A 21,159-nucleotide genomic window follows, 5' to 3' on the forward strand; every position below is an offset into this window, starting at 1 on the left:
TATTATTCGTATGGGGGAATTGACTATGGAACTTCGCAATCTAAAGACCTTTTTAGTTGTAGCTGAATGTGGAGGATTTACTCGAGCTGGTGAGCAGTTGGGATACACACAGTCGACAGTTACAAATCATGTAAGGGCATTGGAGGAAGCTGTTGGAAATCGCCTTTTTGACCGGCTAGGAAAAACAGTTGTTCTAACAGATGCAGGGAACCATTTAGCATCGTATGCAAAGGAAATATTACATCTTTATCAGGAAGCGGTCGATTCTTCCCGATTAAATACAGAGCCTTCCGGTACAGTATTGATCGGAGCAAATGAATCTTTAATGGTATATAGACTGCCAACTATTTTATATGAATTCAAAAGGCTGTATCCAAAAGTCCAACTTATATTACAACCTTCCGAAAGTCAGGAGCTTAATAATGAGTTGAAATCTGGGAAATTTGACTTGGCTTTATTTACAAATCCTGAAAAATTAGGACCTGACATTGTTACGAATGATTTAGTAAGAGAGACGTTGGTAATGATTGCACCTGCAGGACATCGATTATGTGGTAAAGCGATGATAACTCCAAACGACTTGGAAGATGAAGTATTACTTTTAACAGAGACCGGAAGCTATCGCGATTTGCTAGAAAGATGGATTAAAGAGGAGGGTGTTGGTTGTTCACGAATAGCTTTTTGGAATATCGAAGCTATTAAACAATCTGTGAAGTGTGGATTAGGTCTTTCCTATCTCCCTTTGATGACGGTGAGAGAAGAACTAGAACGAGGCAGCTTAGTTGCTTTACCTTGGGTGCACAGTGATGAGTTTGTGACTACTCAACTAGCGTATCACAAAGATAAATGGCTTACCCCAGCAATGAATAAATTAATAGAAATAATCGAGAAGCACGCAAAGAAATGGGAGTCGGAAGACCGACAGTAAACTACATAGAGTGAAACCTCCATCCATGGAGGATTACAGCCTGTAAAAAGGGATAGAGTAGAATTTTTGCCTGGTTATTCGTAGGAGGATATACATAATATGGCACAACAACGTATGAAAGAAATATTGTTAATCATTATTGGATCATTGTTATTCGCAGTTGGGATTAACTATTTTGCAATTCCGTACAGATTATCCGAAGGCGGGGTAATTGGGGTAACGGTAATTACCTATTATCTATTTGAATGGTCACCAGGGGTTGTCAACCTGATGATTAATGCGGTCCTTTTGGCTATTGGTTATAAATTTTTTGACAAAAAGACAATGATATATACAGTAATTGGAATTGTTTTTTCTTCTTTGTTTCTGTTTCTAACAGAAGATGTAGGTCATCAATTGAATGGCGATACATTGCTAGCTGCTCTTTTCTCTGGTGTGTTTGTAGGTCTTGGTCTGGGTTTAATGTTCAGAGCAGGCGGAACTTCCGGAGGATCAGCCATTTTAGCTCGGTTAGCCAATCAGTATTTAGGATGGAGTCTAGGAAAAGGTGTTTTAGTTATTGATATTATTGTTATTGCGGGATCTGTATTTATCATTGGACAGGAAAAAGCAATGTACACGCTTGTTGCCGTATTTTTAGGTTCAAAAGTGATTGACTATGTAATTGAAGGATTAAATAGTCGAACTGCAGTGACAATTATCTCTGAACATTCGGAGGAGATTCGCCAATTTATAGTGTCCAATATGTCGCGTGGTGTAACAATTCTAGAAGGTCGAGGCGGGTACAGTCAAAACCAAAAAGAAGTTCTCTATATTGTTATAAACCAACCTGAACTAGTACAGCTGAAGCAAACTGTCAGTAGCGTAGATAAAAATGCGTTCGTTGTTGTTCACGAAGTCCGTGATGTATTAGGTAGTAGTTTTAGTGTCAATTAAAATAAAAGAAGATTTGGGTTAATAATTTTAAAGGCCACTTGATGTTAACACATCAAGTGGCCTTTCCCATTGGTATTGATATTTCCCATATAACGTTTGGAATGAACAAGGAAAGACTAAATTATTTATGTCTTGGTTAAGCTTGTATTGAGTCTCTAATGGTTGGTTCTTAGAAAGGTTGAAAATTAAAAGTCTTACTCTATAGGAAGTGTATTATCCGCTTGTATTATGAATATGGTATGTAAAGACTATTTTGGCTTAAGTAAAATATTTTCCTTATTTTCGGAAAGAGGTGTTCAAGATGAGTTTTAAGATAGCAATCTTAGTATGTATAACTCTAATGTGTCTCATTGCTATAATAACTTATTATTTAGGGAAAAAGGTATCAACGAACTTATTCAAATATATCCCTGTTTTTGCTTTGGGTTTTGGTTCAATCTTTTTTTACACTAGGCTAAAATTTATATCGTACCCAAACTCCTTCGAGAGTATTTTCGATAAAGTAGCTATTTTTTTACTTCTAGTCGTGTTCACTATCGCTTTGTTAGAAGCAATCATCATAGAGATTGTAGCTAATACAGAATTATTTCGAAAAGGTTTTCTAGTTATGCGAAAAAGATTAAAATTATTAACTATAAAAAAAGAACAGGTCTGACAGAAGTAAAGATTTACTTCCAACAGACCTTTCTTTTAGCTTTTTTTAGAGATTAACATCTTTCTACTTCTTCATATTTCTAATCTTTTCTTCGTCCGGTGTGATAAATAAGGTGGTCTGTTCAAAATAGATGACAAATCCAGGTTTTGCCCCATTTGGTTTTTTCACTTGTTTAATTACGGTATAATCTACCGGAACTGAGGAAGATTCGCGTGCTTTACTAAAATATGCTGCAAGATTTGCCGCTTCTAATAGTGCTTGTTCTGACGGATTCTCTGAATGTATAACTACATGGGATCCAGGGATATCCTTTGTATGAAGCCATGTATCCGTTTTACGAGCTAATTTAAAAGTTACAAAATCATTCTGTTTATTGTTTTTGCCGACCGATATCTCGGTACCATCCGAGGCGATAAATCTTTCTGGTGTTGGCTTAACGGGCTTTTTCTTCTTTTTCGAAGCACGCATTTTCAGTAATCCTTGCTCCATTAACTCTTCTCGAATTTCTTCAATATCAGTTGGAGAGGCTTGCATTACTTGTTGGAGCAGCAACTCAAAGTAAGCAATATCATCTTTGGTAATTTCAAATTGCTGTTCTATTTTTAATAATGCAGTTTTAGCTTTTGTATAACGGCTATAATACTTTTGTGCATTTTGCGTAGCAGTTTTTCGGACATCTAAAGGAATCACAATTGTTTTTTCATTTTCATCGTAATAATTTACTAGCTCTACTTCTTTTAATCCTTTTTCAATCGCATGTGCATTTGCCATGACTAGCTCACCAAATAGTTGATAAGTTTCTAAGTTCTCTGCTTGTTCAAAGTCTTTTTGGAGTTTTTTCATTTTTAACTTCAATTTGTTTAATTCGTTTTGAAGCCATTTTTCTAAATCTCCTGCTTGCTGCTTCACACGGTCGCGTTCTGCTTTTGCAAAATAGACCCGATCCAATAAATTACCTAAACTTGCTTCATCGAATTTGTCGCCTTCCAAATGAGTTAATGCATTTGGTGAATAATAGGATTTTCCATTTACTTCTACAATTTGTTTTGTAGAGCCACCATGCGTAATCTCTTGGATAAACTCCTTATAAATCTCCACTCTATCCGTTGAACTTTGGAATCTATACATGATTTCCTTCGCATGTAATGGAGAAAAACCAGAAATTTGATCCATAATTTCTTTCGAATCATTAGCCGATTTAAGTACTGCTTCTAGTTTTTCTGAAACATCGAGTGGATTCAGCTTGTTTTGAGAAGGAGGAGCAATATAGGGCTGTCCTGGTAAAATAGTACGATAACTATTCATAGAAGGAGAGAGATGCTTTATACTTTCTAAGAGTAAATTGCGAGTTGGATCTACTAAAAGCAAATTACTGTGACGTCCCATTATTTCCATATGAATTTCACGGGAAATATCATCACCGATTTCGTTTTTACTTTGTATTTGGAAAATAATAATTCGATCACTTTCATGTTGATGAATTCCAGTAATAATTCCACCTTCTAAATGCTTACGCAATACCATACAAAATAGTGGTGGTTGGGCTGGATTGTCAATTGTTTCGTGTGTAATTTGTACACGTGAATAAGATGAATGAACTGAGAACAAAAGTTTGTAATTTTTACCTTGAGCTCTAATATGCATTAATATCTCTTGTGAATTGGGCTGGTGTATTTTAGAAATACGTCCGGACACGAGTTGTTGTAATTCTGTTGTCATAGATATAGTAAATAAACCGTCAAATGCCATAAGTACTCCTCTTTCAAATCATTATTTTTATTGTGCTGCGTGCGCCTTCTATATGTCGAGCTCGAGCACCTAGTGCCTAAAGTTACTTCAAAATATCGAGGTCGTAGAATGTAGGTCATTTATTCGTTGTGACACGACGTCACTAAATTAGACGACTTCTAAAGCATCGGCGCTTGCACTTATCTAATATATCTTATCATTTTCCAGTACACTTGTGTTATAATAAGTTAAGTATGTAATTGGAAGAAGTCGTTGTAGTATGACTGTATTTGAAGGAGACGTTATGCGAAGAGAAAAAGGTATATTGATCGTTTTATCAGGTCCATCAGGAGTAGGTAAAGGGACAGTTAGAAAAGAGTTGTTTTCCGAACCCGGTACAAACTATGAGTACTCTATTTCTATGACTACAAGAAGCCCTCGTGAAGGTGAAGTAGACGGAGTAGATTATTTCTTTAAACAAAAAGAAGAATTTGAACAACTGATTGAAGAAGGTAAATTGTTAGAGTATGCAGCATATGTGGGGAATTATTATGGAACTCCTATCGACTATGTGAATGCTACGTTAGATTCGGGACGCGATGTTTTCTTGGAAATTGAAGTTCAAGGAGCAGCGCTTGTTCGCGAGAAAGCTCCAGAAGCTTTATTTATATTCCTTGCGCCTCCAAGCCTTTCTGAACTCCAACAAAGACTTATTGGCCGAGGAACGGAAACAGAAGATGTCATCAGTTCACGTATTCAAGCTGCACGACAAGAGCTTGAAATGATGCATTTATATGATTATGTAGTAGAAAACGATGAAGTGTCTAAAGCATGTGCGAAAATTAATGCAATTGTCGTAGCCGAACATTGTCGTCGTGAACGTGTAGAAAAAAGATATTCAGCTATGCTGGAAGGAGAAATTTAATATGTTATATCCATCTGTAGATTCTTTAAAAACGCAAATCGATTCAAAATATTCTTTAGTGACGGTCGCATCCAAGCGAGCTCGTCAGTTACAAGAAGAAGGCGGAGAACGTCTAACTTCATATGTGTCCTATAAAAAAGTAGGAAGAGCGTTAGAGGAAGTTGCAGCTGGTGAGTTAACTATATTATCATCAAATGATTCTGTAGTTTATGAAGACGAAGTTTAAATATTTTTGTTAGCAATGACCTCCCAAAGAATGTACGTTTCTTTGGGAGGTTGTTGTTTAGAGGAGAGAATTCATAATGTTAACTTCTAAAAAAATTCTTATCTGTGTTACTGGTGGAATTGCTGTATACAAAGCAGTTGCGCTGGTTAGTAAATTGACTCAAGCAGGCGCAAATGTAAAAGTAATGATGACAAAATCAGCAATGGAATTTGTGCTGCCGTTAAGCTTCCAAGCAATGTCTAGGAATGATGTGTATTTTGACACATTTGATGAAAAGGATTCTAGTGTAATTGCACATATAGATTTAGCAGACTGGGCTGACCTGGTAATTGTAGCACCAGCAACAGCTAATGTAATTGGTAAGTTAGCAAATGGTATTGCAGATGATATGGTCACTACTACTTTATTAGCGACTACTGCTGATGTATGGATAGCACCTGCGATGAACGTACATATGTATGATAATGCTGCGGTTATTCGCAATATTGCCCAACTTTCAAAAGATGGATTTCATTTTATAGAGCCTTCTGAAGGTTTTTTAGCATGTGGATATGTTGGGAAAGGTCGTTTAGAGGAACCAGAGAAGATTGTACAGTTGGTGGAGGGATATTTTGTCCCGAAAGAACTACCTTTAAAAGGGAAAAAAGTTGTAGTTACAGCCGGACCAACAAGAGAGAGAATAGATCCTGTTCGTTTTTTAACTAACTTTTCTAGTGGGAAAATGGGTTACGCTATGGCAGAAGCAGCAGCTAGTCTAGGAGCTGAAACAATTTTGATATCAGGACCTGTCAGTTTAAGTCCACCACCAAATGTAACACTTGTTTCTGTAGAAAGTGCCAAAGAAATGTTAGATGCCGTTTTACTTCATTTTGATACAGCAACAATGGTTGTCAAAACTGCTGCTGTGGCAGATTACAAACCAAAGGAAGTTCATTTGCAAAAGATGAAAAAACAACCAGGGGAGTCTGTAATTGTATTAGAAAGAACTACTGACATTCTTTTGGAGTTAGGGGAACGAAAAAAAGACCAATTATTAATAGGTTTTGCAGCAGAAACAAATGATGTGATCCACTATGCTAAAAGCAAGTTAGATAAGAAAAATGCAGATTATATTATTGCTAATGACGTGACGGAGGAAGGATCTGGATTTGGAACAGATACGAATGCTGTTACGTTAGTAGGTAAAAATATAGAACAGTATTTTGGACATCAAACTAAAAAAGTGCTCGCTCTACAATTACTGCAAACTATTATTCAATTGGAGAAAGATGATGCCAAATGATAGTAGAAGTTATCGTAGATGTATCAGCCTATCCTATTGATCGCCCTTTTGACTATATAGTTCCTGATAAATTAGAGACAGTGATAGAGCGCGGAAGTCGAGTGCATGTACCTTTTGGAAATAGAAAAGTACAGGGGTTTATAACGAATATTAAAGAAAAATCTGATTTAGATATGTCCAAGCTAAAAGCGATTATCTCAATAATCGATGTGGAGCCTGTTATAACCGATGAATTATTACAGCTTTCCAAGTGGATGACACAAAAAACACTCTGTTATGAAATAGATGCACTTCAAGTGATGTTACCCGCCGCTCTTCGTGCTTCATATAAAAAAGAAATTCGATTAGTAGAACATGATGGTATAGATATAGAAACATTAGCTCTGTTTGGGTCAAAAGAGTCTATATCATACGAAATTTTTGAAAAAGCCGGCATGCTAAAACAGATGAAAAAATATCTGGAACAAGGGAAGTTCCAGTTAGATACTGTCATTAAGCAACAAGGTAAGGTAAAAACAATTACCAAGTATCGTATGGTACAGGATGAGGAATTAGTTCTATCACAACTAAATACGCTACCAAAAAATGCAATCAAACAAAAAGAACTTATTGAATGGCTTTTACTTAAGAAGCAACCCTCGTATACAATGCTAGAACTTAAAGATTCTACGCAAACAAATAATCATACGGTTAAAGCTTTAATAGACAAAGGGATCTTAGAAACAAAAAACAAAGAAATATACCGTGAAATAAACAGCCTAGAGTATAACGATCAGGATCATAGATTTAAATTAACAGACGAACAACAGGAAGCACTTTCTAAAATTAACAATGCACAGGACAATAATGAACATACTACTTTTCTGTTACATGGCATTACGGGTAGCGGAAAAACGGAAATTTATTTGAATGCTATTGAAAAATCAATCAATGAAGGCAAACAGGCAATTATGCTTGTACCTGAAATATCATTGACTCCCCAAATGACTAGAAGATTTAAATTGCGTTTTGACGATCAAGTAGCTGTTATGCATAGTGGGCTATCAGTCGGAGAAAAATTTGATGAATGGCGAAAAATTTGGCGTGGGGAAGTTAAGGTTGTTGTAGGAGCAAGATCTGCCATTTTTGCACCTTTTAAAAATTTAGGTTTGATAATTCTCGACGAGGAGCATGAATCTACATATAAACAAGAAGATACACCAAGATACCATGCAAGAGATGTTGCTATATGGAGAAGTAATTTTCATCAATGTCCCGTTATTTTAGGAAGTGCAACACCTTCACTTGAATCATATGCACGAGCTTCCAAGGGTGTATACAGTTTGTTAACATTACAAATGCGTGCAAAAGAACAGCCCTTACCAGTCGTGAATATTGTAGATATGCGTGCAGAGTTGAAAAATGGTAATCGTTCCATGTTCAGTGTAGATCTTGCGGATGCTGTAAGAGAAAAGCTAGAGAAAAAAGAACAAATTGTATTATTTTTAAACAAAAGAGGATTTTCATCATTCGTACTTTGCAGAGATTGTGGAACTGTAGTTGAATGCGATAATTGTGATATTTCGTTAACTTATCATCGAGAAGGCGAGCAACTGAAATGTCATTATTGCGGACATGAAGAACCTGTACCGAAGCAATGTCCAGAATGTCAAAGTGAGCATATACGATTTTTCGGAACGGGAACTCAAAAAGTAGAAGAGGAAATCACTAAATTATTTCCTTATGCAAGAGTTCTACGGATGGATGTAGATACGACTAGGACAAAGGGTTCTCATGAACGGATCTTAAAACAATTCGGAGACGGAGAAGCAGATATTTTGCTTGGTACCCAGATGATTGCTAAAGGGCTTGATTTCCCTAATATAACACTCGTTGGAGTGTTAAACGCGGATACCACTCTGCATTTAGCCGATTTTAGAGCCGCTGAAAAAACATTTCAGCTTATGACACAAGTTAGTGGTCGAGCTGGTCGACACGATAAAGAGGGACAGGTATACATTCAAACTTATACCCCAGAGCACTATGCCATTGAATATTCAAAGTCACAGTTGTATGAACCGTTCTATCATAAAGAAATGCTAGTACGAAAACAGTTTGAATATCCACCTTTCTACTATTTAACACTTGTTCAAGTAACACATGAAAATGTTATGTTAGCATCGGAATATGCAAAATTAGCGACTGATTGGTTACGAGAAAATCTGTCCTCTACTACGATGGTCATAGGACCAACATCTAGCGCTATTAGTAAGATACAAAATAGATATCGTTACCAATGTTTGATAAAATACAAAAAAGAACCAATACTAGTTGAAAAACTTCAACAGTTAATAAAAATATACCGAACAGAGTGGATAAAAAAAGGAATCATTTTAACGATTGATTTAGATCCATCCACTATTTTATAAGGTGTTTGAAAAGAGGAAAAGAAATGGCAGTACTTTCAATCATTACACATCCCAATGATGTATTATTAAAGAAATGTGAAGAAGTTACCAAGTTTGACAATAAACTAGCGAAACTTTTAGACGATATGTATGACACGATGGTTGCTTCAGATGGAATTGGCATAGCTGCACCACAAGTTGGAGAGACAATCCAGGCAGCTATTGTCGACTTAGGTGAAGGACAAGATATTATCGAAATGATTAATCCTGAGATAGTGGAAGTCGGAGGTTCAGAAATAGAAGTGGAAGGATGTCTTAGTTTTCCCGACATTTATGGAGAAGTAGAACGTCCATTTTTTGTGAAAGTAGAAGCTCAAGATCGAAAAGGAGCTTTATATGAATTACAAGCAGAGGATTATGAGGCAAGAGCGATTTTACATGAAATTGACCATTTGCACGGTGTTTTATTTACGACTAAGGTTGTTCGTTACGTTGAATTAGATGAAATTGAAAATGAGGTGGAAGAAGTATGACTTCTATTATCTTCATGGGTACCCCAGCATTCTCTGCCCCTATCTTGAGAATGTTAGTAGAAGAAGGCTATAAAGTAAAGGCTGTCGTGACTCAACCAGATCGACCAGTAGGGCGGAAGAAAGTGCTAACGGCCCCACCTGTCAAAGAAGAAGCTATTGAACTTGGCTTACCTGTCATTCAACCAAACAAACTAAAGGGATCAGAAGAGCTAGAGCAAATTATTGCACTAAAACCAGATTTGATCATCACCGCCGCTTTTGGTCAGATTCTTCCAAAAGAATTGTTAGACGTTCCTGAACTGGGATGCATAAATGTTCATGCCTCGTTGCTTCCTGCATACCGTGGAGGAGCTCCAATTCATCAGGCGATTATTGATGGCCAAAGCAAAACTGGTGTCACTATAATGTATATGGAAGAGAAATTAGACGCTGGAGATATCATCTCGCAAAGTGAGATATCTATTGAACATACGGATGATACCGGACTATTATTTGAAAAACTAAGTGCAGTAGGCTCTAACCTACTTAAAGAAACACTGCCTTCGATTATCGCTAAAGAGAATAATCGGACAAAACAAGATGACAGCCTAGTGACATTTGCTAAAAATATTTCTCGTGAACAAGAAAGAATGGACTGGAATAATTCAGCACTACAATTACACAATCAAGTCCGTGGGCTCCATCCGTGGCCTGTAGCATATACAACATTAGAGGGACAAGTAGTGAAGGTATGGAAAGCGGATACTATTAACACTCAAACAAACGAAAAGCCTGGAACTGTTGTAAAAATTGAGTCGGATTATTTCGTTGTACAAACTGGCAAATCAGATGCAATTCGCATTAATGAGTTACAACCAGCAGGTAAGAAGAAAATGTCCGCTGAAGATTATTTGCGCGGTGTAGGTTCGAAATTGCGAATAGGAGATACTTTTGAATGACTAAAAAAAATGAAAAGATTTGGACAGGTAATGTTCGAGATGCAGCCCTTACTATATTAATGGCTGTTGAAAAGCAACAAGCTTATAGTAACTTACTGTTACACCAAACAATTGAAAAATATACGATTGACGCTAAAGACCGCGCTTTGCTTACGGAACTAACATACGGCACACTTCAATATAAAATGACACTAGATTACTATTTGCAACCGTTTATAAAAGGTAAGTTAGATGACTGGGTGAAGCAATTACTCCGATTATCCTTATATCAAATTCATTATTTATCTCGAATTCCTGATCATGCTGCTGTGAACGAAGCAGTAGAAATCGCGAAAAGAAGAGGACATAAAGGGATTGCCTCAGCGGTTAACGGTATATTACGGTCCATTTTAAGAGAAGGCGTACGTTCAACGGAAGATATTAAGGATAGAGAAGAGAGACTTTCCATCGAAACTAGCCACCCTCTATGGATGGTGAAGCGTTTCATATCCCAATATGGTTTTGAAACAACAGAAAAAATGTTAAAAGAAAACAACGAACCACCTGTGACTACTTTGCGAGTAAACTTATTTAAACGTACCGTTGATCAAGTAATTCATCAAATGACTCAAGAAGGTCATGTAGTAGCTAAAAGTGAAATCATTCCTGAATGTATTTACCTGATCAACGGACAAGCAGCGAGAACAACTGCTTATCAAGAGGGCTTTGTGACCATTCAAGATGAAAGTTCAATGATTCCAGCCTATGTTCTTCAGCCAGAACCTGGAATGACCGTTCTAGATATGTGTTCTGCACCAGGTGGGAAAACTACTCATATTGCTGAAAAAATGAAAAATACAGGGAAACTTGTAGCAATGGATATTCATCAGCATAAATTAAAGCTAGTGAAGGAAAATGCGGAACGCTTAGGATTTAGTTTCATTGAAACAGTGGAGATGGACGGAAGAAAAGCTAGTGAAAACTTTGCAGAACAATCATTTGATCGAATACTTGTTGATGCTCCGTGCAGTGGACTTGGCGTTATGAAACGTAAGCCAGATATTAAATATACTAAACAGGAAAAAGATTTTGCTTCTCTTAAACCAATTCAAATGAATTTGCTTGAAGAAGCATATAAACTATTAAAACCAGATGGATTAATGGTCTATAGTACTTGTACAGTGGATTTAGAGGAAAATGAAGGTACAACACAACTATTTTTAGATGCGCATCCAGATATGAAACTTCAGCATTTTCCAGACGTTATTAAACGTATAAAGAATCAGGAAAAAGAAGGAACGCTTCAAATTTTCCCACAAGATTTACGCAGTGATGGATTTTACGTAGCTCTATTCCAAAAACAGAAATAGAGAACACTCTTTGCCAAATTCAAAAGAGGTGAATGATAAGATGAAGTTTGTTGTGAAGACGGATGTAGGTATGAAAAGAACGGTAAATGAAGATAGAGTAGAGGTTTTTAGGCGAGAAGACGGTCGTTTGCTGGCTGTAGTTGCTGATGGAATGGGTGGGCACAATGCTGGGGACGTAGCTAGTGACTTAGCTGTTTCTGAATTTAAAAAGTATTTTGCTGCATTCAATCCATTTATAGTAAAAGCAAAAGACTGGTTAACCTATACATTTCAATCGATTAACCAAACAGTCATGAGACATTCTAAAATGAGCGTAGAGTGCGCAGGTATGGGTACAACGTTAATCGCGGGTTTGTTTGAAAATCACCAAGGGATTATTGCCCATGTAGGGGATAGTCGCGTCTATTTAATATCTCCTGCGCAAGTGCTTCAAATTACACGAGATCATTCATATGTAAATGTGCTCATCGATTCGGGTGAAATAAGTGAAGAACAAGCGAAGACCCATCCCAACAAAAATGTTCTCATGAAAGCCATTGGTACGGAACGAACAATTCAACCAGATTTCTACGATATCGAGTTCCAACCAAACTCTTATTTACTTTTTTGTACAGACGGTTTGAGTAATAAGATAAGTGAATCATTAATGCAGTCCATTTTATATTCCAGTAAGACACTGGAAGAAAAGGGTCAAGATTTAGTGGAAGAAGCAAATAGTTTAGGTGGAGAAGATAATATTTCTTTAATCCTATTATATAACAATGCTGAGGAGGTGTAAGGATGCTGTTAGGCAAACGAATAAGTGGTAGATATAAATTACTTGAAATGATTGGCGGAGGCGGCATGTCCAATGTATATTTGGCACATGATATGATTTTAGATCGCGACGTAGCGATAAAAATATTACGGTATGATTTTGCAAATGAAGAAGAATTACGCCGCAGATTCCAACGTGAGGCCCTTTCTGCAACAAGCCTTACACATCCACATATTGTCAATATATATGATGTAGGCGAAGATGAGGATATTCATTATATTGTGATGGAATATGTGAAGGGTAAAACATTAAAAGAATACATATTGCAGAATGCACCGGTTTCACCAACAAAATCAGTATTGTTTATGAAGCAACTTACTTCAGCAATTTCTACTGCGCATAATAATCATATTATTCATCGTGATATAAAGCCACAGAACATTTTGTTGGATGAAGAGGAAAATGTAAAGGTAACTGACTTCGGTATTGCGATGGCACTTAGTGCCACATCTTATACACAGACGAACTCTGTTCTAGGTACAGTGCATTATCTATCGCCTGAACAAGCGCGAGGCGGCACAGCCACGAAACAGTCGGATATTTATGCTTTAGGTATCGTGTTATTTGAGCTATTAACTGGACAACTACCATTTTCAGGGGAGTCTGCAGTATCAATAGCCTTAAAACATTTACAAACTGAAACACCGTCTATACGGAAAATTATTCCCTCTATACCACAAAGCATTGAAAATGTCGTTTTCAAGGCTACAGCAAAAAACCCAAAAGATAGATATCTTACGGCAGAAGAAATGGCAGATGATTTAGCAACTGCTCTATCACCTGAAAGAGCAGAAGAAGCAAAATTTGCAGTAGCTATTGATGATGATGCAACGAAGGTATTGCCTGTTATTAAAGAGCCTGTGCCATTTAATGAGATAGCGGACACCCAAAAAATGTCCACATCAGATAAAGTTTCAAAACCAGGGAAGCCGAAAAGTAAGAACAAAAAAAGGAAGATATTTGGTGGGATATTAGGTGGACTAGTCCTATTAATATTACTAAGTTTCATTGTATTTCCGGGTCTCTTTAAAGCAGAAAAGGTAGAAGTTCCTGATGTTTCCAACCTAGAATTAGAAGAGGCGATTGAACAATTAGAGTCAGAAGGATTTAAAATTGGCGATGAAACATTAGAAGTTTCAGATGAAGTGGAAGAAAACAAAATTATTCGCACCACACCGGAAGCCGGTAAGTTTCGTGAAAAAAATAGTGAAATTCATTTATTTATATCGTCTGGAAAAGAATCTTTTGTCCTTGAAAATTATATCGGTAAGAATATAGATCAAGTAACTACATTGTTACCAAATTTCAATATAGAGATAAGTGAAGACTTTGATGATCAGCCAAAAGGAACTATAATAAAACAAACACCTGCTGCAGGAGAAGAGGTCATACCAGATGAAACAGATCTTCTATTTTCTGTCAGTAAAGGCCCTGATTTACGCACAGTTAGTGATTTGACTGATTGGAATGAAAAAGCTTTAAGTGATTATGAAAAATCATCTGGATTTAAGATTAAAGTTGCAAACAGAAAAAATTCGGACTCCATTCCAAAAGGAAATGTGATGGAACAATCACCGAAACCAAATGCAAAAGTAGATCCTGGAAGTACAATAAACGTAACAATTTCTGACGGTCCAAAGGCCAAGCCTACTAAATTCGTCGTGAAAACAGTTACGATTCCTTATGAACAACCTGCCGAAGAAGAGAAAGAAGAACCCGTTGAAGGCGAGGGCGATGAGGAAGAGGAAATAAAAGAAGAACCAGTTGCTCAGAAGCAAGTAGTTCGGATATACATTGAAGACAAAACACGTTCAATGTTGGAGCCTGCCGAAGAATTTGAACTTACTGAAACGGTTGTAAAACAATTGAAATTAGAAATTAGTGAAGGTGAAAAAGCAGCATATCGAATTGAGGTAAACTCTAAAACAATCTTGCAAGAAACAATTGGGTATGATGATTAAGAATAGGGAGGTTTCGGATGCCAACAGGTCAAATAAGAAAAGCATTAAGTGGATTTTATTATGTTTACGATAATGGAAAGGTTATCCAGTGTCGCGGGCGAGGTATATTTAGAAACAGAGGAGAATCACCTTTAGTCGGTGACTTTGTTGACTATACGGTGGAAGGAAATAATGATGGGACCATTACAGTTATCCATGAGAGAAAAAACAATTTAGTCCGTCCGCCTATTGCAAATATCGATCAGGCGATATTGGTTTTTTCCATTAAGGAACCAGACTTTAATACAATCTTACTCGATCGATTCCTAGTAGTATTAGAATCTTTTCATATTGAACCGATTATTTGTTTGACGAAAAGTGATCTAATGGATGAAAAATTAGAAACTCAAATTAGGGAATATATGAAGGATTACGAAAAAATAGGGTATCAATTATTTATGACATATAAAGACGATCCAGCGTTTGATGAGAAAATTACTCCTCTATTGGAGGGAAAGACAACTGTTTTGGCAGGTCAATCTGGTGTGGGTAAATCTACTTTGTTGAATACTATTTTACCTTCCTTAGATTTAAAAACTGGTGTTATTTCTAATGCATTAGGTAGAGGTAAACATACGACTAGACACGTGGAACTTATCGAGGTTTGCGGAGGTCTGCTCGCTGATACACCAGGTTTCAGCTCATTTGAGTTTGACTTGATGGAAAAAGAAGAACTTTATCGGTGTTTCCCGGAGTTTGTAGTTAAGCAAAATGATTGTAAGTTTAGAGAGTGCATGCATGTTAAGGAACCGAAATGTGCAGTAAAAGAAGCTGTAGATTCTGGTGAGATTAAAGCATATCGTTACAAACATTACTTGCAATTCTTAGAAGAAATTATGGATAGAAAGCCGAGGTACTAAATTATGGTGAAAATAGCTCCATCAATATTAGCATCAAACTTTTCTAAACTTGGAGAAGAAGTATTAGAAGTAGAAAAAGCCGGTGCAGAACTAATTCATATCGATGTAATGGATGGTCATTTTGTTCCCAATATTACAATGGGACCAATTGTTGTGGAGGCACTTCGCCCACTTACAAAATTACCTTTAGATGTTCATTTAATGATTGAAAACGCAGATCAGTATATTGAGTCATTCGCCAAAGCGGGAGCAGATTATATTACAGTTCACGTAGAAGCGTGTTCTCATTTGCATAGAACTATCCAATTAATCCGTTCATTCGGTGTTAAACCTGGCGTTGTACTGAACCCACATACCCCAATAGAAACAATCCAGCACGTACTGGAAGATATAGATATGGTTCTTTTCATGACTGTTAACCCAGGATTTGGTGGACAGAAGTTTATTCACTCGGTTGTCCCTAAAGTGAAGCAGTTATCTGATATTATCAAACAACGAAATCTATCGATTGAGATTGAAATTGATGGTGGTATAAATGAAGAAACGATTAAACCTTGTGTCGAAGCTGGAGCTACTATATTAGTTGCAGGATCTGCCATTTATAATGCCCCTGATAAAGCAAAAGCTTTGCAAGCGATTAAAGCGGCCGGTTTAAGTGTAGTACCAAAATGAAACGTGTAGTTGTTTGTTCAGGTGGACCATCTAAGGAAGTTGTTGATTTTAAACAACTTCCTTTTCATCGAGACGAAGCTATTTTTATAGGTGCTGACCGGGGTGCATTGTGGTTGTTGAAAGAGGGCATATTACCAAATGAAGCAATCGGTGATTTTGATTCCCTAACAACAGAAGAGCTAAATTTGATGAAGACTAAAGTACAAAAAGTTACGGAACTACAATCGGAAAAGGATGAAACGGATACTCATATTGCCATCCTCACTGCTTTAGACTATAAACCCAATGAAGTAATCGTAACAGGAATAACTGGCGGACGGTTAGATCACTATGAGGCAGCTTTACATGATATTTGTCGTTTGCAATTAAAAAATCCATCAATAATATTTTCCATCCAAAACAAACAAAATATTATACAGTTTTTACCTGCAGGAACACATCAGATAAATTATGATGATCATTATAAATATGTGTCTTTTTTCTCTTTTGGAGAACAGGTAGAAAATATGACTTTACATGGATTTTTGTACAATGTTGATAAGGAATTTATGGATGTAGGGAATGCAAAATTTACAAGTAATGAACTTAAAGACCAAACAGGTACTATCTCTTTTACCGCGGGCATATGTTTAATGATAAGAAGTAGCGACTAAAAGGGAGGAATTGTGTGAAGGTCTACACATTTAGATTGCCTAAATCCGTAAGTAGTTTTGTGAAGGTATGTATACGGCTATTTAAAAAAGAAGAAAAGAAGAAATGAAAAAATGCCAGGTCGACGAAAGTCGGTCTGGCATTAATTATGAGTGCGATTAAACGCGCTCAATTTTTCCTGATTTTAAAGCTCTCGCAGAAACCCATACACGTTTTGGTTTACCGTCTACAAGAATGCGTACTTTTTGAAGGTTAGCTCCCCATGTACGTTTAGTAGAGTTCATTGCGTGAGAACGAGCATTACCCGAACGAGCTTTACGCCCAGTGATTGCACATACTTTTGGCATTATATTTCCTCCTTTAAAAAAGAAGCTGAAAGATTTTTCAGTTCGATATTTCACATACTTTAATAATTTACCACAGACCTTAATGAAGTGCAAGACTTATCAAGAAAAAAACCTTTACAGTATAAAAAAGTGTAAGCGCCTATGCAAGCCCCGAAAAGCGCTGGAGGGATTTCAAGAAAAGGCGTCCTTTGCCTTTATTGAAATCCTGAAGCGACTCGAGGGGCTAGGCGTTGGAACTAGCCAGTATAAAAAAGCGTAAGACGCCGTTTAGCAGCGAAAAACAATGGAAGACTTAGTTTAAGAAAAATAATAGTGCCGCTGTGATTTCCACTTCAGCGGACGCTTTCCGTGGGCGTTGCCTCAGCCTCCTCGCTTCGCTGCGGGGTCTTCGCCTAACGCTGTTCCCACTGGAGTAGCCACCTTACGCTACAATCAATAAGTATGTAGTAATATATTATAAGATTTAACAAAGCATATCGCTTAAATGTTAAGGTTGGTAAAATTTTAGAAAGTGTTATTTGTAACCGCTTTTAAAATAGAAATGTTATTACCCAATAATAGTTGAAGATTGCATACTCCCTTTATACTAGTGGCAATAAAGGAAGTAGTAAGTGTTTGCCCTCTAGAGAAGTATTATAGCTCCCGAAATTATATCTTCGAGAGCTTCCACTATGTATTGAAAGGTATCTTTTCTCTAGTTATCTGAAAATTTACTTCCTGTTTCTAAGAGTTAATGTAGGGTATAAGACAGACAAATGCTATAAAATTACCTATACAAAGAAGTGATAAAACAGGTTGTATAAAACTAGCACATTTTCCCAAACCGTTGAAAAAGTGGACGAAAGTAAACGTCTCTTTTATAATTTTAATGGGTGTAGTACAATAAAAGATAGTCAAAAAGACTTGGAGGTCTTATCATGTCAATTGAATTGAAAAATGAATTCGGACTAATTGATATATCACAAGATACAGTTGCTCAAATTGCTGGAGGAGCCGCTATTGAATGTTATGGAATAGTTGGTATGGCTTCAAAGCATCAAATTCGCGATGGATTAACAGATATATTAAGAAAAGAAAACTTCACTAAAGGTGTTTTAGTGAGACAAGAAAAAGAAGATTTACATATTGATATGTATATTATAGTTAGCTATGGCACGAAAATTTCAGAAATAGCCTACCAAGTACAGTCAAAAGTCAAATACACACTAAACAAATCTCTTGGTATGTCAGTGAAATCCGTTAATGTGTATGTTCAAGGAGTTCGCGTGGCAAACGTGTAAATAAGGAGAGAAAATAATGAAATCAATCAATGGTATCCAATTTGCAGACATGGTTCAGATGGGAGCACATCATCTTTTCCAAAATGCTGATTATGTAGATGCATTAAATGTATTTCCTGTACCAGATGGTGACACAGGGACTAATATGAATTTATCCATGACTTCGGGGGCAAAAGAAACAGCAGCCCATACTCATGAGCATATTGGAAAAACAGCTCAAGCACTTTCTAAAGGTTTACTTATGGGTGCTCGTGGAAATTCAGGAGTAATTTTATCTCAATTATTCCGTGGCTTCGGTAAATCAATCGAACAGTTAGATGTATTAAATGCAAACCAATTTGCTGATGCACTTAACTATGGTGTGGAAACTGCATATAAAGCGGTTATGAAGCCGGTTGAAGGTACTATCTTAACTGTTGCAAAGGATTCTGCTCGAAAAGCTGTAGAGGTTAGCGAAGATGTGGATGACATTCGTGAGCTAATGGAAGCGATAGTAGATGAAGCCAAAAAATCATTGGATAGAACGCCTGATCTTCTACCCGTCCTAAAAGAAGTAGGAGTAGTTGATAGCGGTGGGCAAGGACTAGTGTTTGTTTATGAAGGATTTTTAGCGAGTCTAAAAGGGGAAGCATTACCGAGTAAGACGGTAGGGTCTTCAATGGATGATCTTGTTAGCGCTGAACATCATATGAATGTTCAAGGATTTATGGATACTGCTGATATTGAATTCGGCTTTTGTACAGAATTTATGGTTCGTTTTGAAGAAGGAAAAAAATCATTTGATGAAACGGCTTTTCGTAATGATTTAAGTGAATATGGGGATTCTTTACTAGTTATTTCGGATGATGAAATTGCAAAAATTCATATTCATTCAGAAACACCAGGTGAGGTTTTAACATATGGACAACAATATGGTGACCTTATCAAGATTAAAATTGAAAATATGCGTCAGCAACATACAGAAATCGTGGGAGAAGGATATTCCACTGGAGCAGCAACGAAAAAAACAGAGGTTCATCCATATGCAATTGTTACTGTAGCGATGGGGACTGGCGTTTCTGAACTATTAAAAAGCTTAGGTGCATCAGCAGTTATCGAAGGTGGACAAACGATGAATCCATCTACTGAAGATATTGTCAAAGCTGTACAAGCGGTTGGAGCAGAGCGCGTATTGATCTTACCTAACAACAAAAATATCGTAATGGCTGCCGAGCAAGCTGCGGAAATACTAGGTATCGAAGCTGCTGTAGTTCCTACCAAAACAATCCCGCAAGGAATGGCTGCAATATTAGCCTTTAACCCGCAAGCAACTGTCGAGGAAAATAAAAACAATATGACCGAAGCATATGCACATGTCAAAACAGGACAAGTAACATTTGCTGTTCGAGATACATCTATTGATGGAGTCGAGATTAAAAAAGATGATTTCATGGCGCTTGCAGAAGGTAAGATTGTACTTTCTAAACCTTCCTTAAAAGAAGTAACTACTAGCTTGATCAAGTCATTAATGGATGAAGAGTCCGAAATAGTTACGGTCATTTATGGAGAAGATGTAAGTGCAGAGGATGCGAACGAATTCGCAGCTTTTATTGAAGCACATTATAAAGATATAGAAGTAGAAGTGTATAATGGGAAACAACCACTTTACCCATATATCTTATCTGTAGAATAATTTAGAAACCATGTAGAGCTAATCTTCTCTACATGGTTTTTTTATGTTTATAATTTACAACGAAAAATATTAAACAAGACCACATTGACTATTTAAGGTCTGGAACCCATATTTTATAAAGGATATTAGATTGGCTCACCCTGTGCCATGAATGGTTTGGTTCGTATCCTAATACATACACTAGAAAATATATCCCCGTATCTAATTGCCGAAGTTTACTAGATAAAATATAATACTTTGTTTATTTTGAGGTTAGAGTGTAAAATGGGGGTACTAAAACATCATGTGGAGGTTTAATCAGTGAAATTTAAATCTGTTTTTGATATTATCGGGCCAGTTATGATAGGTCCGTCCTCCTCCCATACTGCTGGGGCAGCTCGTATAGGGCGAGTAGCTAGGGACTTATTTGGAAAACAGCCTACATGGGCAAAAATATATTTATACGGGTCTTTCGCAGAAACATATAAAGGTCACGGAACGGATAAAGCAATTGTTGGTGGTTTGCTAGATTATGATACTTTTGATGAACGTATTAAAACAGCGTTTGAGGACGCGAAGCAAGCTGGTTTAACATATGAATTTATACCAGAGACCGCACATACAGAGCATCCGAATACTACACGGATCGTCATTGGTGACGAAAGCCGTGAAATGTCTATGGTCGGAATTTCTATTGGCGGCGGAAAGACGGAAATTACAGAGTTGAATGGTTTTCCACTACGTCTTTCAGGTGAACTAGCGGCTATTTTAGTAGTTCATGAGGATCGTTCAGGGTGTATTGCAAGTGTGTCAAACTGTTTAGCAAAATATGATATTAATATTGGACATATGGAAGTTTCGAGACGGGAAAAAGGAAATATGGCTTTGATGGTTATTGAAATCGATCAAAATGTGAATGAACAAATATTAAATGAAATTAGTGATTTGCCTAATATTACGCAAGTAACAAGAATCGCCGATTAAGGGGGAATAC

At 36.8% G+C, this 21,159-nt stretch carries 20 protein-coding genes; 18 read left to right on the forward strand and 2 right to left on the reverse strand.

Features of this window, described 5'->3' with window-relative positions:
• The first annotated feature begins 25 nt into the window (after positions 1-25).
• Together MKX39_RS05720 and MKX39_RS05725 are read left to right on the forward strand one after the other, a co-directional pair.
• Complete coding sequence (locus tag MKX39_RS05720; RefSeq protein WP_093535256.1) at positions 26-928, forward strand: LysR family transcriptional regulator; 903 nt, start codon at positions 26-28, stop codon at positions 926-928.
• 99 nt (positions 929-1,027) lie between these two features.
• The gene (locus MKX39_RS05725; RefSeq protein ID WP_093535254.1) at positions 1,028-1,864 is read left to right on the forward strand and encodes a YitT family protein; all 837 of its coding nucleotides are present in this window, start codon (positions 1,028-1,030) and stop codon (positions 1,862-1,864) included.
• 718 nt (positions 1,865-2,582) lie between these two features.
• On the opposite strand, the gene MKX39_RS05730 is transcribed toward MKX39_RS05725, so the two are convergent.
• Positions 2,583-4,268 (reverse strand): Rqc2 family fibronectin-binding protein, encoded by a 1,686-nt coding sequence (locus MKX39_RS05730; protein WP_340768705.1) that lies wholly within the window; start codon positions 4,266-4,268, stop codon positions 2,583-2,585.
• A 283-nt stretch (positions 4,269-4,551) separates the two neighbouring features.
• Here MKX39_RS05730 and gmk point away from each other — a divergent pair, with 283 nt between their 5' ends.
• The 13 genes from gmk (at position 4,552) to spoVM (ending at position 16,996) form a co-directional block, all read left to right on the forward strand.
• Positions 4,552-5,172 (forward strand): guanylate kinase, encoded by a 621-nt coding sequence (gene gmk, locus MKX39_RS05735; RefSeq protein ID WP_340764399.1) that lies wholly within the window; start codon positions 4,552-4,554, stop codon positions 5,170-5,172.
• Position 5,173: 1 nt separating this feature from the next.
• Entirely contained in the window at positions 5,174-5,398 is a 225-nt protein-coding gene (gene rpoZ / locus MKX39_RS05740; protein ID WP_093535248.1) for a DNA-directed RNA polymerase subunit omega, read from the forward strand.
• Positions 5,399-5,474: 76 nt separating this feature from the next.
• The gene (gene coaBC, locus MKX39_RS05745; RefSeq protein WP_340768706.1) at positions 5,475-6,680 is read left to right on the forward strand and encodes a bifunctional phosphopantothenoylcysteine decarboxylase/phosphopantothenate--cysteine ligase CoaBC; all 1,206 of its coding nucleotides are present in this window, start codon (positions 5,475-5,477) and stop codon (positions 6,678-6,680) included.
• Complete coding sequence (priA, locus tag MKX39_RS05750) at positions 6,677-9,088, forward strand: primosomal protein N' (RefSeq protein WP_340761894.1); 2,412 nt, start codon at positions 6,677-6,679, stop codon at positions 9,086-9,088. Before coaBC ends, priA begins: the two co-directional genes overlap by 4 nt.
• Before the next feature lie 23 nt (positions 9,089-9,111).
• Positions 9,112-9,600: a peptide deformylase gene (gene def, locus MKX39_RS05755; protein ID WP_340768707.1), complete on the forward strand. Its 489-nt coding sequence runs from the start codon at positions 9,112-9,114 to the stop codon at positions 9,598-9,600.
• Positions 9,597-10,538 (forward strand): methionyl-tRNA formyltransferase, encoded by a 942-nt coding sequence (fmt, locus tag MKX39_RS05760; protein ID WP_340768708.1) that lies wholly within the window; start codon positions 9,597-9,599, stop codon positions 10,536-10,538. The genes def and fmt overlap by 4 nt, the downstream gene beginning before the upstream one ends.
• On the forward strand, positions 10,535-11,887 hold the full coding sequence (gene rsmB / locus MKX39_RS05765) for a 16S rRNA (cytosine(967)-C(5))-methyltransferase RsmB (protein ID WP_340768710.1): 1,353 nt from the start codon (positions 10,535-10,537) through the stop codon (positions 11,885-11,887). The genes fmt and rsmB overlap by 4 nt, the downstream gene beginning before the upstream one ends.
• Positions 11,888-11,927: 40 nt before the next feature.
• On the forward strand, positions 11,928-12,665 hold the full coding sequence (locus tag MKX39_RS05770; RefSeq protein WP_093535236.1) for a Stp1/IreP family PP2C-type Ser/Thr phosphatase: 738 nt from the start codon (positions 11,928-11,930) through the stop codon (positions 12,663-12,665).
• A gap of 2 nt (positions 12,666-12,667) precedes the next feature.
• Positions 12,668-14,665, forward strand: coding sequence for a Stk1 family PASTA domain-containing Ser/Thr kinase (pknB, locus tag MKX39_RS05775; protein WP_340768711.1), 1,998 nt, complete (start codon positions 12,668-12,670; stop codon positions 14,663-14,665).
• A gap of 17 nt (positions 14,666-14,682) precedes the next feature.
• Entirely contained in the window at positions 14,683-15,564 is an 882-nt protein-coding gene (rsgA, locus tag MKX39_RS05780) for a ribosome small subunit-dependent GTPase A (RefSeq protein WP_093535232.1), read from the forward strand.
• A 3-nt stretch (positions 15,565-15,567) separates the two neighbouring features.
• A complete protein-coding gene (gene rpe / locus MKX39_RS05785) occupies positions 15,568-16,236 on the forward strand; it encodes a ribulose-phosphate 3-epimerase (RefSeq protein ID WP_340768712.1) in 669 nt (222 codons plus the stop codon).
• On the forward strand, positions 16,233-16,889 hold the full coding sequence (locus MKX39_RS05790; RefSeq protein ID WP_340768714.1) for a thiamine diphosphokinase: 657 nt from the start codon (positions 16,233-16,235) through the stop codon (positions 16,887-16,889). The genes rpe and MKX39_RS05790 overlap by 4 nt, the downstream gene beginning before the upstream one ends.
• 14 nt (positions 16,890-16,903) lie before the next feature.
• Positions 16,904-16,996, forward strand: a complete 93-nt coding sequence (spoVM, locus tag MKX39_RS05795; RefSeq protein WP_093535226.1) for a stage V sporulation protein SpoVM — start codon at positions 16,904-16,906, stop codon at positions 16,994-16,996.
• Between the two features lie 49 nt (positions 16,997-17,045).
• Here the strand turns inward: spoVM and rpmB are convergent, their stop codons facing one another.
• Complete coding sequence (gene rpmB, locus MKX39_RS05800) at positions 17,046-17,234, reverse strand: 50S ribosomal protein L28 (protein ID WP_090562690.1); 189 nt, start codon at positions 17,232-17,234, stop codon at positions 17,046-17,048.
• A gap of 917 nt (positions 17,235-18,151) precedes the next feature.
• Between rpmB and MKX39_RS05805 the strand changes: the two genes are divergently transcribed.
• From MKX39_RS05805 to sdaAB, 3 genes are all read left to right on the forward strand, one after another.
• On the forward strand, positions 18,152-18,514 hold the full coding sequence (locus tag MKX39_RS05805) for an Asp23/Gls24 family envelope stress response protein (RefSeq protein ID WP_093535224.1): 363 nt from the start codon (positions 18,152-18,154) through the stop codon (positions 18,512-18,514).
• 16 nt (positions 18,515-18,530) lie between these two features.
• Positions 18,531-20,186 (forward strand): DAK2 domain-containing protein, encoded by a 1,656-nt coding sequence (locus tag MKX39_RS05810; RefSeq protein WP_340768717.1) that lies wholly within the window; start codon positions 18,531-18,533, stop codon positions 20,184-20,186.
• 300 nt (positions 20,187-20,486) lie between these two features.
• A complete protein-coding gene (sdaAB, locus tag MKX39_RS05815) occupies positions 20,487-21,149 on the forward strand; it encodes an L-serine ammonia-lyase, iron-sulfur-dependent subunit beta (protein ID WP_340761901.1) in 663 nt (220 codons plus the stop codon).
• The last annotated feature ends 10 nt before the right edge of the window (positions 21,150-21,159 follow it).

Source organism: Psychrobacillus sp. FSL K6-1464 (assembly GCF_038003145.1).
Lineage (GTDB): Bacteria > Bacillota > Bacilli > Bacillales_A > Planococcaceae > Psychrobacillus > Psychrobacillus psychrotolerans.

Bases quoted from the DNA above. Each gene is read 5' to 3' on its own strand.
- MKX39_RS05720 (WP_093535256.1), top strand. From the start codon at position 26: ATGGAACTTCGCAATCTAAAGACCTTTTTAGTTGTAGCTGAATGTGGA.
- MKX39_RS05725 (WP_093535254.1), top strand. From the start codon at position 1,028: ATGGCACAACAACGTATGAAAGAAATATTGTTAATCATTATTGGATCA.
- MKX39_RS05730 (WP_340768705.1), bottom strand. From the start codon at position 4,268: ATGGCATTTGACGGTTTATTTACTATATCTATGACAACAGAATTACAA.
- gmk (WP_340764399.1), top strand. From the start codon at position 4,552: ATGCGAAGAGAAAAAGGTATATTGATCGTTTTATCAGGTCCATCAGGA.
- rpoZ (WP_093535248.1), top strand. From the start codon at position 5,174: ATGTTATATCCATCTGTAGATTCTTTAAAAACGCAAATCGATTCAAAA.
- coaBC (WP_340768706.1), top strand. From the start codon at position 5,475: ATGTTAACTTCTAAAAAAATTCTTATCTGTGTTACTGGTGGAATTGCT.
- priA (WP_340761894.1), top strand. From the start codon at position 6,677: ATGATAGTAGAAGTTATCGTAGATGTATCAGCCTATCCTATTGATCGC.
- def (WP_340768707.1), top strand. From the start codon at position 9,112: ATGGCAGTACTTTCAATCATTACACATCCCAATGATGTATTATTAAAG.
- fmt (WP_340768708.1), top strand. From the start codon at position 9,597: ATGACTTCTATTATCTTCATGGGTACCCCAGCATTCTCTGCCCCTATC.
- rsmB (WP_340768710.1), top strand. From the start codon at position 10,535: ATGACTAAAAAAAATGAAAAGATTTGGACAGGTAATGTTCGAGATGCA.
- MKX39_RS05770 (WP_093535236.1), top strand. From the start codon at position 11,928: ATGAAGTTTGTTGTGAAGACGGATGTAGGTATGAAAAGAACGGTAAAT.
- pknB (WP_340768711.1), top strand. From the start codon at position 12,668: ATGCTGTTAGGCAAACGAATAAGTGGTAGATATAAATTACTTGAAATG.
- rsgA (WP_093535232.1), top strand. From the start codon at position 14,683: ATGCCAACAGGTCAAATAAGAAAAGCATTAAGTGGATTTTATTATGTT.
- rpe (WP_340768712.1), top strand. From the start codon at position 15,568: ATGGTGAAAATAGCTCCATCAATATTAGCATCAAACTTTTCTAAACTT.
- MKX39_RS05790 (WP_340768714.1), top strand. From the start codon at position 16,233: ATGAAACGTGTAGTTGTTTGTTCAGGTGGACCATCTAAGGAAGTTGTT.
- rpmB (WP_090562690.1), bottom strand. From the start codon at position 17,234: ATGCCAAAAGTATGTGCAATCACTGGGCGTAAAGCTCGTTCGGGTAAT.
- MKX39_RS05805 (WP_093535224.1), top strand. From the start codon at position 18,152: ATGTCAATTGAATTGAAAAATGAATTCGGACTAATTGATATATCACAA.
- MKX39_RS05810 (WP_340768717.1), top strand. From the start codon at position 18,531: ATGAAATCAATCAATGGTATCCAATTTGCAGACATGGTTCAGATGGGA.